Origin of the sequence: Neptunitalea chrysea (assembly GCF_027924145.1) — a bacterium.
GTDB lineage: Bacteria > Bacteroidota > Bacteroidia > Flavobacteriales > Flavobacteriaceae > Neptunitalea > Neptunitalea chrysea.
On record NZ_BRVP01000006.1, the window covers coordinates 84513 to 99329 of the forward strand.

14 protein-coding genes are annotated in these 14817 nt (G+C 33.4%); 10 read left to right on the forward strand and 4 right to left on the reverse strand.

What is annotated here, in order from left to right; genetic code table 11:
* Nucleotides 1–13: 13 nt before the first annotated feature.
* From NBRC110019_RS05540 to NBRC110019_RS05585, 10 genes are all read left to right on the forward strand, one after another.
* Nucleotides 14–1129: a glycosyltransferase family 4 protein gene (locus tag NBRC110019_RS05540; RefSeq protein ID WP_281753110.1), complete on the forward strand. Its 1116-nt coding sequence runs from the start codon at nt 14–16 to the stop codon at nt 1127–1129.
* Between the two features lie 5 nt (nt 1130–1134).
* Complete coding sequence (locus NBRC110019_RS05545; protein ID WP_281753111.1) at nt 1135–2205, forward strand: glycosyltransferase; 1071 nt, start codon at nt 1135–1137, stop codon at nt 2203–2205.
* Nucleotides 2192–3574: an O-antigen ligase family protein gene (locus tag NBRC110019_RS05550; RefSeq protein WP_281753112.1), complete on the forward strand. Its 1383-nt coding sequence runs from the start codon at nt 2192–2194 to the stop codon at nt 3572–3574. Before NBRC110019_RS05545 ends, NBRC110019_RS05550 begins: the two co-directional genes overlap by 14 nt.
* Nucleotides 3534–4556 carry a glycosyltransferase family 4 protein gene (locus tag NBRC110019_RS05555; RefSeq protein WP_281753113.1) on the forward strand — a complete coding sequence of 341 codons (1023 nt, stop codon included), beginning with the start codon at nt 3534–3536 and terminating at the stop codon, nt 4554–4556. The genes NBRC110019_RS05550 and NBRC110019_RS05555 overlap by 41 nt, the downstream gene beginning before the upstream one ends.
* 101 nt (nt 4557–4657) lie before the next feature.
* Nucleotides 4658–5845, forward strand: a complete 1188-nt coding sequence (locus NBRC110019_RS05560) for a phenylacetate--CoA ligase family protein (protein WP_281753114.1) — start codon at nt 4658–4660, stop codon at nt 5843–5845.
* 5 nt (nt 5846–5850) lie between these two features.
* Nucleotides 5851–7239, forward strand: a complete 1389-nt coding sequence (locus NBRC110019_RS05565) for a sugar transferase (protein WP_281753115.1) — start codon at nt 5851–5853, stop codon at nt 7237–7239.
* Between the two features lie 101 nt (nt 7240–7340).
* The gene (locus NBRC110019_RS05570) at nt 7341–8405 is read left to right on the forward strand and encodes a putative type IX sorting system protein PorV2 (RefSeq protein WP_281753116.1); all 1065 of its coding nucleotides are present in this window, start codon (nt 7341–7343) and stop codon (nt 8403–8405) included.
* A gap of 30 nt (nt 8406–8435) precedes the next feature.
* A complete protein-coding gene (gene lnt / locus NBRC110019_RS05575) occupies nt 8436–10022 on the forward strand; it encodes an apolipoprotein N-acyltransferase (protein ID WP_281753117.1) in 1587 nt (528 codons plus the stop codon).
* A 32-nt stretch (nt 10023–10054) separates the two neighbouring features.
* Nucleotides 10055–10789, forward strand: coding sequence for a CDP-alcohol phosphatidyltransferase family protein (locus NBRC110019_RS05580; protein WP_281753118.1), 735 nt, complete (start codon nt 10055–10057; stop codon nt 10787–10789).
* Between the two features lie 3 nt (nt 10790–10792).
* Complete coding sequence (locus NBRC110019_RS05585) at nt 10793–11746, forward strand: glycoside hydrolase family 25 protein (RefSeq protein ID WP_281753119.1); 954 nt, start codon at nt 10793–10795, stop codon at nt 11744–11746.
* 81 nt (nt 11747–11827) lie between these two features.
* Here NBRC110019_RS05585 and lptB read toward each other — a convergent pair whose 3' ends face one another.
* The 4 genes from lptB to NBRC110019_RS05605 are packed head-to-tail and all read right to left on the reverse strand — an operon-like array spanning nt 11828 to nt 14746.
* Nucleotides 11828–12568, reverse strand: a complete 741-nt coding sequence (lptB, locus tag NBRC110019_RS05590; RefSeq protein WP_281753120.1) for an LPS export ABC transporter ATP-binding protein — start codon at nt 12566–12568, stop codon at nt 11828–11830.
* Nucleotides 12569–12600: 32 nt separating this feature from the next.
* Complete coding sequence (locus NBRC110019_RS05595) at nt 12601–12951, reverse strand: carboxymuconolactone decarboxylase family protein (RefSeq protein ID WP_281753121.1); 351 nt, start codon at nt 12949–12951, stop codon at nt 12601–12603.
* Nucleotides 12951–13781 (reverse strand): twin-arginine translocase subunit TatC, encoded by an 831-nt coding sequence (gene tatC / locus NBRC110019_RS05600; protein ID WP_281753122.1) that lies wholly within the window; start codon nt 13779–13781, stop codon nt 12951–12953. Before tatC ends, NBRC110019_RS05595 begins: the two co-directional genes overlap by 1 nt.
* Nucleotides 13781–14746 carry a KpsF/GutQ family sugar-phosphate isomerase gene (locus NBRC110019_RS05605; RefSeq protein WP_281753123.1) on the reverse strand — a complete coding sequence of 322 codons (966 nt, stop codon included), beginning with the start codon at nt 14744–14746 and terminating at the stop codon, nt 13781–13783. Before NBRC110019_RS05605 ends, tatC begins: the two co-directional genes overlap by 1 nt.
* Between the last annotated feature and the right edge of the window lie 71 nt (nt 14747–14817).

The following is a 14817-nucleotide window of genomic DNA, read 5'->3' on the forward strand; positions in this document are numbered from 1 at the left end:
AAAGCAATGACACATGAAATTTCTCATTATTACACATGTAGAGCACTCTAAGCATAGTGAACGATATTACGGTTATGCACCGTATATACGCGAAATGAATTTGTGGCTACAATATTGCGATGAGGTAGAAGTAATAGCTCCTTTGGAACAAAAAGAAGTTTCACCTATTGATATTCCTTATCAACATAATAAGATAACCTTTACAGAGGTTCCACTGTTTAATTTACTATCAATTAAAGAGTTGTTTTCTACCATTATAAAGGCACCCGGTATTTGTAGAGCTTTGTATAAAGGCATGAAACAAGCAGATCATATACATGTTAGGTGTCCGGGTAATATGGGGCTTTTAGGATGCATTATACAAATAGCATTTCCTAAAAAAAAGAAAACGGCTAAATATGCAGGTAATTGGGATTTACAAAGCAAGCAACCTTTTACCTATAAGCTACAACGAAAAATATTAAGAAATACGTTTTTAACTCGAAATATGCAGGTGTTGGTCTATGGAGATTGGAATGATAACACTAAAAATATCAAACCTTTTTTTACGGCTACTTACCATGAAAAGGATAAAAAAGAGATAGCAGATAAATCGTATTCTGGAAAATTGAACCTTATGTTTGTAGGGGCTTTAAGTGCAGGGAAACAACCTTTATATGTAATTGAACTAGCACAAAACTTACTAAAAAATGGTATTGATGTAAAGTTGGATGTTTACGGAGATGGTACACTAAGACCCGAATTAGAAAATTACATAGCAAATAATAACCTTTCAGAAGTAGTTACCCTAATGGGAAATAGAACCAAACAGGAAGTAGAGAGTTCATATCGTAACAATCATTTTATGATTTTGCCTTCAAAGAGTGAAGGGTGGCCAAAAGTAGTAGCAGAAGCGATGTTTTGGGGATGTATTCCGATAGCTACCAAAGTTTCTTGTGTACCTTATATGTTAAATGAAGGAAGACGAGGTATATTGTTAAACATGAACCTGAAAACAGATACCGAAAGTTTAGCCAAATTGATTGGTGATAAAGAAAAGTGTACTATCATGAGAAGTGAAGGGGCAAAATGGTCTAGAAACTATACCTTAGATTATTTTGATGAGGAGATTAAAAAACTTATGATGTAAGACTTATGCGAAGTGTACAACTGATAGATTCATTAGAACCGGGAGGTGCAGAACGTATGGCTGTAAACATAGCCAATGGATTTGCCAATAAAGGGGCGTTTTCTGGCTTGGTTACAACCAGAAAAGAAGGAGCCTTGCTAGATACGGTTTCTAATACAGTAGATTATCTGTTTTTAGAACGGGTCAAGGTATTGGATTTAAAAAGTATTCTTCTATTTAGGACTTATATTAAGCGGAACAAGGTTGAGGTTGTACACGCACACAGTAGCTCTTTCTTTATAGCTGTATTAACTAAACTTACGTTTTGTAGGTTTAAAATAGTTTGGCATGATCATTATGGTAAAAGTGATTTTTTAAGTGAACGCTCTTCTCGTGTTTTTACGTTGTGCAAATCCTTAATCAATAGTGTAGTTGTTGTAAATAAGAAGTTAGCGGATTGGAATAGAGATGTTGTTGGTTTTAAAAAGATAGAGATGATACCTAATTTTGTTACAGCAGTAGATACAGATGCAGTTACTAGATTAAAGGGAACTGTGTCTAAAAGAATTATTTGCTTAGCAAATTACCGTCCTCAAAAGGATCATTTAAATTTAATTAAAGCTTTTTCTTTAGTGCTAAAACAGTATACTGATTGGACGTTACACTTAGTAGGGAAAGATTTTAATGATGCATATTCTTTGCAGATAAATGCATTAATTGAAGAACTAAATTTAAGAAAATCAATTTTCTTATATGGTAGTGTACAAGATACGGGGCATGTTTTATCGCAAGCTACTATTGGGGTTTTAGCGTCTGAATCGGAAGGGTTACCTTTGGCGTTATTAGAATACGGATTAATGAGTTTACCTGTTGTTGTAACTAATGTTGGTGAATGTGGTAATGTGATTACGCATGAAAAGAATGGGTTGTTAGTTCCTTCGGGTAATGCAGATGCATTAGCAAAAGCATTAAGTTTTTTAATACAAAATGAAGATGTTCGGTTGCAATATGGGACAGTTTTTTCGCAACATGTAATGAAAAACCATGGTATTGTTGGTTATTTAGAAAGATTAGAAAAGGTATATGAACAAGCTTAGAGAACGTACAGGGAAATATTATACCGAAGTATTTTGGCTTCTGGTTCATATAGGCTTGGGTGTATTATTCTCTTATGCAAGACCGCTTGCAAAGCTGTTTGTTCCTATTCTTATCATTCAGGCTTTTGTTTATATTTTCCGAACTAAAAATAAAAACAATGAAGTACTGCTAATATGTTCATATCTGGCAGGAGCAGATGTTTTTATGAAAATGACTGGTGGACTGTTTTTTTCAGAATTGATGAAATACATGATTATTATTTTGATGATAATTGGAATGTTTTATCAAGGGATTAGCAAAAAAAGTTTCTGGTATATTTTATATGTAGTTTTGTTGTTTCCTGGTGTTTTCGTTTCGGGGATACATCCATTAAGTTTTGAAGCGGAGTTTAGAAAAGTGATTGCTTTTAATTTAAGTGGTCCTGTTTGTGCTGGTGTTTGTGCTATTTACTGTATGGATAAGGAAATTAGCTATAAGGAGATAAGTAAGATTTTGTACTGGTTTTTACTTCCAGTAATAGGTATGACAACCTATATGGCATTGTACAGATCTAATTTAACTACTGTGTTTTTAAATACAACCTCCAATTTTGAGGCATCAGGAGGGTATGGACCTAATCAGGTAAGTGTAATTTTAGGAGTGGGAGTTTTTATTTTACTTTTTCGGTATCTGCTTTGTTCGGAGTTTCTTTGGCTTAAAGTTTTGAATGCATGTTTACTGGGGTATTTAACCTACAGAGGTCTATTAACTTTCTCTAGAGGAGGAATGCTTACAGCACTTGCAGCAATAGTGCCTTTTGTTTTTTTTATTGTTAATTATGGAGGTGTAAAGATGAAGTCTAATGCAATAAAAACATTGGGAGGACTGAGTGTATTGTTGTTTCTTATATGGGGGTATTCTAATATTATTTCTAACGGATTATTAGAAAAACGATATAATAATGAGGATGCGTTGGGGCGAGAAAAAGAGGATGCTTTAGGAGGAAGAGAAGAGCTTATTTCATATGAGTTAGAAGCGTTTAATGAGAATCCGTTTTTAGGGATAGGAGTGGGAAATAATAAGTACTATAGAGAAGATGAGTCGGGTATAGAAGCAGCTTCGCATAATGAGATAACTCGAATAGTTGCAGAACATGGATTATTTGGTCTTTTCGCATTTTTCATACTATTTTTGACTCCTCTTGTTAGGTTTTGGGTAGTTCATAGGAATATTTTAGCAATGTCGTTTTTTATATTTTGGTTTTTAACTATAAATCATAATGCAACCAGAATATCAGCGCCTTTATTTTTATACGGATTATCTGTCATAACGCTATATCAGAAAAAGGATGAAGAACGTGAAAAAGAACGTACTGTACATAGGCAATAAATTGTCGGGTAAAGGAAAAACCGTTACTACTATCGAAGAGTTAGGAATGCGGTTAGAGAAAGATGGTTACCATATTTGGTATGCCTCATCCATAGAAAACAAAGTTTTACGAATGCTGGATATGGTTCTTGTTTTTTTTAAAAGAGTCTCGCAAACAGATATTGTTTTAATTGACACTTACAGTACATTTAATTTTTATTACGCAGTTATTATAGCGTTATTATGTAGCTTAAAAAAACTACCATACATTCCTATTTTGCATGGGGGAAATTTGGAAAATCGTTTAAGGAATTCACATAAATTATCGAAAAAACTTTTTAGTAAGTCGTATACAAACATAGCGCCCTCAAGATTTTTAGAAACTACTTTTAAAAAATATGGATATACAAATCTTACTTATATACCTAACGCTATAGAACTTACTAATTACCCGTTTAAAAAAAGAGAGTCAGTTTCTTGCAAATTATTGTGGGTACGTTCTTTTGCCTCTTTATATAATCCTGTAATGGCTGTAAAAGTTTGCGAGACCTTAATCGCAAGAGGGTATAAAGCTGAGCTATGTATGGTAGGACCAGATAAGGATGGAAGTTTAGAAACATGTAAATCATATGCTTTAAAAAATAATATTCCAGTGACTTTTACAGGATTGTTATCAAAACAAGAATGGATTGATTTATCTAAAGACTATGATGTATTTATTAATACCACAACCATTGATAATACCCCAGTAAGTGTTTTAGAAGCAATGGCTTTAGGCTTGCCGGTACTATCTACGAATGTAGGAGGTATCCCTTTTTTAATAGAACACGGGGAAAACGGTTGGTTAGTGGGTTCTAATCAAATAGAAGAAATGGTTGAGGGAGTGAAATATTTGTTAGATAATTCAGAAAAAATGAAGAGTATTACAGCTAATGCGAGAGCATTTGTTGAAGATATGGACTGGGAAGTAGTTAAATTAACGTGGAATAAGTTGCTACAATAGGGATGCGTATATTCAAATCAATATATAATTTAGGGGAACGATTTAGGAATCCTTCTTTGCATAAACATTTTTTGTTTTTAAAAGAGACAGAAAGGTGGAGTATGGAAGCACTTCAAAACTATCAGTTAAAGCAACTTAAAATATTGGTAAAGCACGCCTATGAAACGGTTCCTTATTACAAACAAAAATGGGATGAGCTAGGCATAACAAGCAGTCATATACAAACATTAAAGGATCTTGAGAAATTACCAGTACTTACCAAAAAGGAATTGTTGGCGAATGTAAATTACCTTCATAGTTCTAAGGAGTTTAAAAAGCAATTTAACGCTGTTACCTCGGGTACATCAGGTGATAGTTTGAAATTTTTAAGAGAAGAATCGGCAGATTCTTTTAATAGAGCCTCTATAAAAAGAGGATATAGCTGGTATGGGGTTCAACCTTGGGAATATAACGGATACTTTTGGGGGTTTAATTTTAGTGGTTTATCACAAGTAAAGACGAAGTTACTAGATGTTTTACAGAATCGATTTAGGCTATTTAGTTATGAAAATGATAATCTTAAAACATTTTGTAAAAAACTTCAAAAAGCATCTTATGTACATGGGTATTCTTCTATGATATACCAAACGGCTAAAATGATTTTGGAGAAAGATTTACCAAAGCCAACTAAATTGAAAATGGTAAAAGGGACTTCTGAAAAAATTTATGAAAGTTATAGAGATACGGTTGTTAAGGCTTTCGGAAAACCAATTATTAGTGAGTATGGAGCAACAGAATCTGGTATTATTGCTTTTGAATGTCCGTACGGGAACATGCACATTAATATGGAGGGTGTTATAGTAGAAGAAATAGAAAATCGGATTGTTATCACCAATTTGAGCCTTTTTAAATTTCCTATTATACGTTATGAACTAGGTGACTATATAGAACTGCTAGATACATCGGAGTTATGTACCTGTGGAATGAAGCATACTATCTTAAAAGAAGTAACGGGGCGCATAGGTGAGGCAGTAAGAGGTGTAGAAAATGAATATCCAAGTTTATATTTCTATTATATTTTTAAAAATTTAGCAACTCATAATAAATTAAAGCTCACGTACTATATCGAACAGCATAAGAAGGGAGAACTTTTATTTTATATAGAAGAAGAAATAACAACTAACCAAGTAAAGTTACTGGAAAAAGAAATAGATAAGTATTTCAAGGGTGATGTAGTTTATTTCATCGAAAAAGGAAATGGGGAAAGCAAAAGAAATGGTAAAATTAAAAGTTTTAAATCTTATATTTGACCCCTATGTCATCAACAAAGAGTAATATCCATCTTGAATTATCTGAACGGATTATATTATTAAGAATATTTGATAATGTATTTATCCTGTTTGGGTTGATTTTGGTTGGTGAAATTTTTCAATTTGATTATTTTCTAATCAGTTCTACCAACTGGTATTGGGTGTTTGTGTTACTTCTGTATTACAATGTTTTTGCAACAGTTTTAGAGATGTATAATCTGCAAAAAGTAGCTAAATCAGATCAAATAATACAGAATGTTTTAGTAGTGGCTTCTTTAACCACATTGTTTTTTCTTTTAACGCCATACTATACACCGGTATTACCGGATAACCGTATGCAGTTGATTTATTTTTATTTGGCGGTAACTATGTCGTTAATGTCTTGGAGGTATTGTTATGTGTTTTTTGTGTCGTCTCCTAGATTTTACAAAACTATATTACTGGTAGGTACTGCTTCTGAAGTAGAATTAATGGTAAAAACCATTACTAATGATGCTTTAACCTTTGTAATAACAGGAGCCGTAATTACTGATAATTCGGAGTTAAAAGATGTAAAAGTTACTATTATTCCTTTTGATAAGCTATTTCAAACAGTTGGAGAACAAAAGGTTTCAGAAGTGATAGTAGCTTCAAACAGTAAAGTAGAATTTCCTGAGCAAATAGTAGATGTACTTATTCGATTGTTAGAAAAAGGTGTGCCGATTAAAGAGTATACTCATGTTTATGAAGATCTTACAAATAGAGTTCCGGTACAATATGTTGGTAAAGATTTTTATAAATACTTTCCTTTTAGTAGAAGTAATCAAAACCGCTTGTATTTATTCTTTAGTAGGTTATTAGACATCTTATTATCTTTTATAGGTTTAATAGGGTTGTTAATATGTTTTCCTGTTATTATCATAGGTAACTTAATAGGGAATAGAGGACCATTGTTTTATGTACAAGAGCGTGTGGGTAAGAATGGAGAGTATTTTAAAATAATTAAATTGCGAAGCATGGTGGTTGATGCTGAAAAACAGGGTGCTGTTTGGGCGCAACAAAATGACCCGAGAATCACACTTTTTGGAAATTTTTTAAGAAAGTCGAGATTAGATGAAATGCCTCAGTTTATTAATGTTCTTAAAGGTGAAATGAGTATGATTGGTCCTAGGCCTGAAAGACCTGTGTTTGTAAGAGATCTTTCAAAAGTAATACCTTTTTATGAAGTTAGACATATGATAAAACCAGGGGTTACCGGTTGGGCTCAGGTAAGCACAGAGTATGGAGCATCTGAAGAAGATAGCTTAAAAAAATTGCAATACGATTTATATTATATTAAGCATAGAAGTGCTTTTATGGACATAAATATTATTTTTAAAACACTTAGTACCATCCTATTTTATCGTGGTAGATAAATAATATTTATGTTAGTTATAATTTGCGTAAAACAATATCTTATCTAAAATAGAGTTTATATATCTGATGAAAAGTAAGATATTTGCTAAAATTTGAATCGTTGAGAAATCCATTTTTCCTTATTTTAATACTATTTACAGCTTCATTTGCTTTTGGGCAAACTACTAAATATTCAAATGAGTTTATGAATATTGGGGTAGATGCTAGAGCTTTTGGAATGGCTAATGCTGTAGTTGCACATACCGATGATGTAAATTCGGGATACTGGAATCCTGCAGGATTAATACATCTTGAAGATAAGCAAATAGCGTTAATGCATGCTGCTTATTTTGCTAATATAGCCCAGTATGATTACGTTGGTTTTGCTATGCCTATAGATCATTATAGTGCTTTAGGGGTGTCTTTTATTAGGTTTGGAGTAGATGATATTATGAATACGACTCAATTAATAGATTCGCAAGGTAATATTGATTATGATAGAATCTCATTATTTTCTGCGGCTGATTACGGAGTTGTTTTCTCTTATACACGTAAGCCGGTAACTAATGATTATCTTTCTTATGGGGGAAATGCCAAAGTAATTAGACGAGTAATTGGTGATTTTGCAAGTTCATGGGGTTTTGGGTTCGACTTAGCTTTGCAGTATCAAAGAGACGATTGGTCTTTTGGGGTTATGTTGCGTGACATTACTACCACCTATAATACATGGCAAATTGATGAAGATATTTTTGATGGGGTAAGTGATCAGATTCCAGAACAAGAAATACCTGAGACTACCGAGGTTACTTTACCCAAGGCTCAAATTGGGGTGAGTAGAAAATTTGTTTTCAATTTTGATTATACCTTATTGGCTGAGGTAGATTTAAATATGAGATTTGCAGAAACCAACGATATATTTTCGTCTGAAAGTGTAAGTATGACTCCTGCAGTTGGTTTTGAGTTTGGTTATAGAGATATGGTTTTTGTAAGAGCTGGGGCTGGTAACTTTCAAAATGAATTGCAATTAGACGGATCTGAAAATATGAGTTTTCAGCCTAATATTGGTGCTGGTTTCCGTTATAAAAGTATTCAGGTAGATTATGCGTTAACAGATATAGGAGATCAAAGTGCGGCAATTTATTCAAATGTTTTTTCTGTTAGGGTAGATTGGAAATTATTTAGGTAACTTGCAGATTATATAGAAGTACTATACCCAATGAAAAACTCTTATGTACTAGCACTGTTATCAGGTGTTTTGTTAGCTATGTCATGGCCGACATATGGCGTATCCCTTTTTATTTTTATTGCTTTTGTACCTTTATTGTTAGTAGAAAATTCCATTAGAACTTCTAATGTTAAAAGGAAAAAGAGAAAGGTATTAGCAAATGCTTACGTTACTTTTTTTGTTTGGAATATTTGCACTACTTGGTGGATCTATTATTCAACCGCAATAGGTATGGTGTTTGCTGTGGTAGTTAATTCACTTTTAATGGCGTTGATATTTTTGTTATATCATGTTGTTGCTGCTAGAGTTTCTAGCAAAATATACTATATTTTTCTTCCGGCCATTTGGATAGCTTTTGAGAAATTTCATCTGAACTGGGATTTTTCATGGCCATGGTTAAATCTAGGAAATGTTTTTGCTACGTCAACCAACCTAATTCAATGGTATGAATATACCGGAAGTTTTGGTGGCTCTCTATGGGTTTGGGTAGTGAATATTATATTTTTTAAAGGACTTTTACTGTACCTTGATAAAAGAGCGCTTAAAGCTATTCAAAAACCATTGATTAAAGGACTTTTATTTATAGCAGTTCCAGTGATTATTTCTCTTGCTATAAAATTAAATTACGAAGAAAAAAACGATCCGTTATCTGCTGTTATACTCCAACCAAATATAGATCCATACGCAGAGAAGTATGATATGACCAATACTGATATTAGCAGATTACTTATAAAATTAGCCGCTAAAAATGTAGATAGTACTACTGATATAATTATTGCTCCTGAAACGGTTTTTGCCGAAAATACGCCCCTTAAAAGATATGAAAGGATAATGGCATTTTATCAGTTTCGAAAATTTTTAAGAGCCTATCCTAAGGCTCATTTTTTAGGAGGTATTTCACTTTATGAAATCGTCAAAGATGAAAGTAAAATTACGTATCAGTCAAACAAACTAAAGGACGGTGTTTGGTATAACGATTTTAACTCTGCCTTTTTGCTTGGTACTGATACCGATAGCATACCTTTGTATCATAAATCTAAGTTAGTAGTAGGAGTAGAAAACTTTCCTTATAAATGGTTGTTTGAGCCCATTTTTGGTGATATGATGTTAGATTTAGGAGGAACCGTGGCTATGAAGACCACACAAGAAGATAGAACTCCTTTTACAACAGATACCTATAGTGTTGCCCCTGTAATATGTTACGAATCGGTATATGGTGAGTTTGTGTCTAAATATGTATATAATGGAGCTGAGTTTTTGGCTATTATAACGAATGATGCTTGGTGGAGTGATACTCAGGGACATAAGCAACATTTAGCATATGCATGCTTACGAGCTATAGAGACTAGAAGAAGTGTTATAAGAAGTGCTAATACAGGTATTTCGGCAATTATAAATCAAACGGGTGAAATAGAAAAAACATTGCCTTATTTAGCGCAAGGGGCAATAAAAGGTAGTGTTAATCTTAATAAGCAACTAACATTTTATGTGAAATATGGTGATTATATTGCACGTATAGCCGTATTTTTTAGTGTTGTTATCTTCTTATCAGCTTTTGTTAGAAGAAGAAATACCTAAGTTTGTAGTTATATTTTAATTAGTTGTTTACAATGAGAAAACATATTCCTAACCTTATTACACTTTTAAATTTATTTAGCGGATGTATAGCTGTAATTTTCGCTGTAAACGATGATTTGGAGTATGCGGCATATTTTGTGTTTTTAGGTATCTTTTTTGACTTTTTTGATGGTTTTGCGGCGCGTGCCTTAAAAGTGCAATCAGAGCTTGGTTTACAGCTTGACTCGTTGGCAGATATGGTTACTTCGGGGGTAGTGCCGGGTATTGCCATGTATCAAATGCTGCAATGGAGTACCGGAGATGTGGTGCCAACTACTATGACGGAGACCATGGCATGGAAGGAATTTAATTTTTTACCGTTATTTGGTTTGCTTATAACGCTGGCTTCTGCGTATCGATTGGCTAACTTTAATATTGATACAAATCAGACCAATTCATTTATAGGATTACCTACTCCTGCAAATACATTGCTCATATTATCCTTTCCGTTAATATTGCAATTTGAAAACGGGGAAGGGTTACATGAGTTTGTTTTAAACAAGTGGTTTTTAATCATATTAACGTTGGTGTCATCTTATATGCTTAATGCAAAGATTCCGTTATTTGCTCTTAAGTTTAAGACTTGGGGTTTTAGAACTAATGCAGTGCGCTATATTTTCTTGTTTTTATCGGTTTGTATGATTGCAACGATGCAGTATTTGGCAATTCCGTTTATTATTATTTTATATGTTGCTTTATCAATAATTGTTAAATTGATAAAATGGTAATATATGGCTGGAGGTAAAGGAAAGGATAAAGAGCATCCGTTAAAACCTTTAGGGGTAACTCCTAAAAAGGATATTGCAAAGCGTGAAACTAAAACAAATACAGCAGCAAAGAATGCAGTAAAAAAAAGAACTCCACAAAAAAGAAATACGACTAAGAAGAAGAAAACGGAAAGACGTTTTTCATTTGGAAAACACATTATTTTTCCAATTTTTCTGATCGCTTTTTTATATGGATTATGGCATTATCGATATGCACTTTATTACTTTATAGAGAAGAAAGTTGAAAAGCGTTATGAAATTTCCTTAACAGATGAGATGCGTATTTATGATGTATTGAATCGACACAATAACCATTTGTACGGTTTAGATATTTCGCATTATCAGGGGAGCATTGACTGGTCTGAATCGTTAAAAATTCAGGATAGTTTTCCGGTTTCTTTTGTGTTTGTTAGAGCTACAGCGGGAAAGGATTTAGAAGACAGAAAGTTTAAAGAGAATTGGAAGGCTTTAAAAGAGCATGGTATTATGAAAGGAGCTTATCATTATTATCGACCCAATGAAAACTCGATACAACAAGCTATAAATTTTATAAATACAGTAAGTTTAAAAAAAGGAGATTTACCTCCCGTTTTAGATATAGAGAATGTTCCTTCTACACAGTCTATAGATAGCCTTAAATTAGGACTTAGACGTTGGCTAAATCGTGTTGAAAATCATTACAAAGTGAAACCTATTATTTATAGTGGGGAAGATTTCTACAACCGGTTTTTGTATGAAGACTTTGAAGAGTACACCATCTGGATAGCGAATTATAATTTTTTTGTGGAGCGTATAGAACCCGACTGGCACTTTTGGCAGTTTACAGATAAAGCCACCGTACCAGGATGCAGAGAGCCGGTAGATGTAAACGTTTTTAATGGAGATTCTTTAAAGCTTAAAAAGCTAATACTTAAATAAGATCTTTTTAAAAATAAATAAGGGATCATGAATTATTGAAGTCATGATCCCTTATTATCTGTATTGTACTTAAAAAAGAAATTAAAACTCTAATTTCTTTTTACGTAATTCAAAGTTTTGGCCAAGGTATACTTTACGAACCATTTCATCTGCAGCAAGATCTTCTGGTATACCGGCTTTTAAAATACTACCTTCAAACATCAGATAGGAGCGCTCTGTAATAGCTAAAGTTTCCTGTACGTTATGGTCGGTAATTAAAATACCAATATTTTTATTTTTAAGCTGTGCAACAATACGCTGAATATCTTCTACAGCAACTGGGTCAACCCCTGCAAAAGGTTCATCAAGTAAAATAAAACTTGGGTCGGTGGCCAAGGCACGGGCAATCTCAGTTCTACGTCGTTCCCCACCCGATAACAAATCACCTCTGTTTTTTCTAATATGGTTTAAGCTAAACTCGTCAATTAGCGCGTCCATTTTTTTAATCTGTTCCGCTTTAGAAAGTTTGGTTAACTGAAGCACGCTCATAATGTTATCTTCAATACTCATTTTTCTAAAAACAGATGCTTCCTGCGCCAAATAACCAATTCCGTTTTGAGCACGTTTGTACATTGGGTAGTTGGTTATTTCTTTATCGTCTAGGTAAATTTTTCCTCCGTTGGGTTTAATAAGTCCAACAATCATATAGAAAGAGGTAGTTTTTCCGGCACCGTTTGGGCCTAATAAACCAACAATTTCTCCTTTGTTAACTTCTAAAGAAATTCCTTTAACTACTTTTCGCCCTTTATAGGCTTTCATTATATTATCTGCTCGTAACTTCATGCTTTTAATAAAAGTGTTGTAAAAGTAACTTTTTATTCTGTTTTTTCCTGTAGGGCATCCCAAAATTCGTAAGCTCTTCTTAGGTGAGGTATTACAATTGTACCTCCTACTAGTGTAGCTATGCTTAAGGCTTCTATTACTTCCTCAGAAGTAAGTCCGGATTCTTTACACGATTTTAAATGATACTTCACACAGTCATCACAGCGCAATACTGTAGAAGCTACCAAACCTAATAACTCTTTGGTTTTTACATCTAAAGCACCTGCTGCAAAGGCGTTGGTATCCAGATTAAAGATTCTTTTAATAATTTTGTTATTGTCATTTAGAATACGGTCGTTCATTTTAGACCTGTATGCATCAAATTCTTCAACTAAATCGCTCATTATTTATTTTTCATTTTCTTTTTATCTCTCTTCAAAACGTATGCCGAAATAAATATACTTACCTCATAAAGTATAAGAATAGGTATAGATACTATAATTTGACTAGCAACATCGGGTGGTGTTATAATAGCTGAAACCAATAAAACCACTACAATAGCATGCTTTCTGTAGGTTTTTAAAAACTCAGGGGTTACCAATCCTATTTTGGTAAAGAAATAGATAATAATAGGTAACTCAAAAATAACTCCTGATGCTAATACAGACGATCTTACAAGGGCAACATAAGAGTCTAATTTAATAATGTTCTGTACTTGGTTATTTACATGATAGGAGCCAAAAAAGTTGATAGATAGCGGAGAAATTAAAAAATAGCCAAAGGCAGCTCCGGTAAAAAATAGAAGGGAAGTAACAAAAATAAATCCTCTCGCATTTTTACGTTCTTTTTCATATAATCCAGGGCTAATAAATTTCCATAATTCATAAACAAGAAAAGGAAAGCCAATTACAACACCTGTCCAGATAGAAGTCCACATATGGGCTGCAAACTGTCCGGCCATATCGGTGTTTTGTAATTTAAAATCTAGTTTGTTTGTACAGAAAGTATCGTCAAATCCTAAAAATTTAGATATATAACAAAAGAATTTATAGGTAACAAAATCAGGGTCTTTTGGACCTAAAATAATGATTCCAAAGATGAAGTCTTTCATTATAAAGGCTATAACTGCAATAATTAATACAGCAATTATAGATCTGATAATGTGCCATCTAAGTTCTTCTAGATGGTCTAAAAACGACATTTCATCTGCGGGTTTTTTGGGTTGTCTTGCCATTATAAAATTCCTTCTTTAATAAGATCGTGAAGATGAATAACACCAATGTATTGGTTGTTTTCTTCTACTAAAAGTTGTGTTATGTCGTTTTTTTCCATGAGTTCTAATGCATCTACCGCAAGTTCTCCGGCTTGAATTCTTTTAGGGTTGGCAGACATTATATCTTTTGCTTTTAACGAGCCAATATTATCATGCTTGCTCAACATTCGTCGGATATCCCCATCGGTAATTACACCAATAATACGATTTTCTTCTATAACGGCTGTTATTCCTAAAAGTTTTTCCGATATCTCTACGATGGCATCTTTAATACTGGTTTCTGGATTAACTTGAGGAATTAAATTTCCGGCTGCAATGTCTCTAACTCGCAAGTATAATTTTTTACCTAAGGCTCCTCCAGGATGATATTTGGCAAAATCATTACTACTAAAACCTCTCATTTCTAGTAAACAAACTGCCAGCGCATCTCCCATCACCAATTGCGTAGTAGTACTGGTAGTAGGAGCAAGGTTATTAGGGCATGCTTCTTTCTCTACATGAGCATGTAATACATAGTCGGATTGAGTACCTAAGAACGAACTTTTATTAGCGGTAATGGCAACCAATGTATTGGAGCCATTTTTTAATAGCGGAACTAAAACCTTAATTTCTGGTGTATTACCACTTTTAGAAAGGCAGATAACCACATCGTCTTTTTGAATAATTCCAAGGTCACCATGAATGGCGTCTGCGGCATGCATAAAGATTGAAGGGGTACCAGTAGAGTTTAGTGTAGCCACAATTTTATTGGCAATAATAGCACTTTTACCTACTCCGGTAACTACCACACGACCCTTCGATGCATAGATGAGTTTTACCACTTCAGCAAATTTTTTATCTACCAGTGACATTAAATTTTGAACTGCTTTGTATTCATTTTCAATTGTTTTTTTAGCAGTTGCAATAATGGATTCTATATCGTTCAAAATTAATCGGTTTTTTCTATTTGTATAAACTGAATAATGTGTTATCTTTATTAGTGCAAATGTATGTAAAA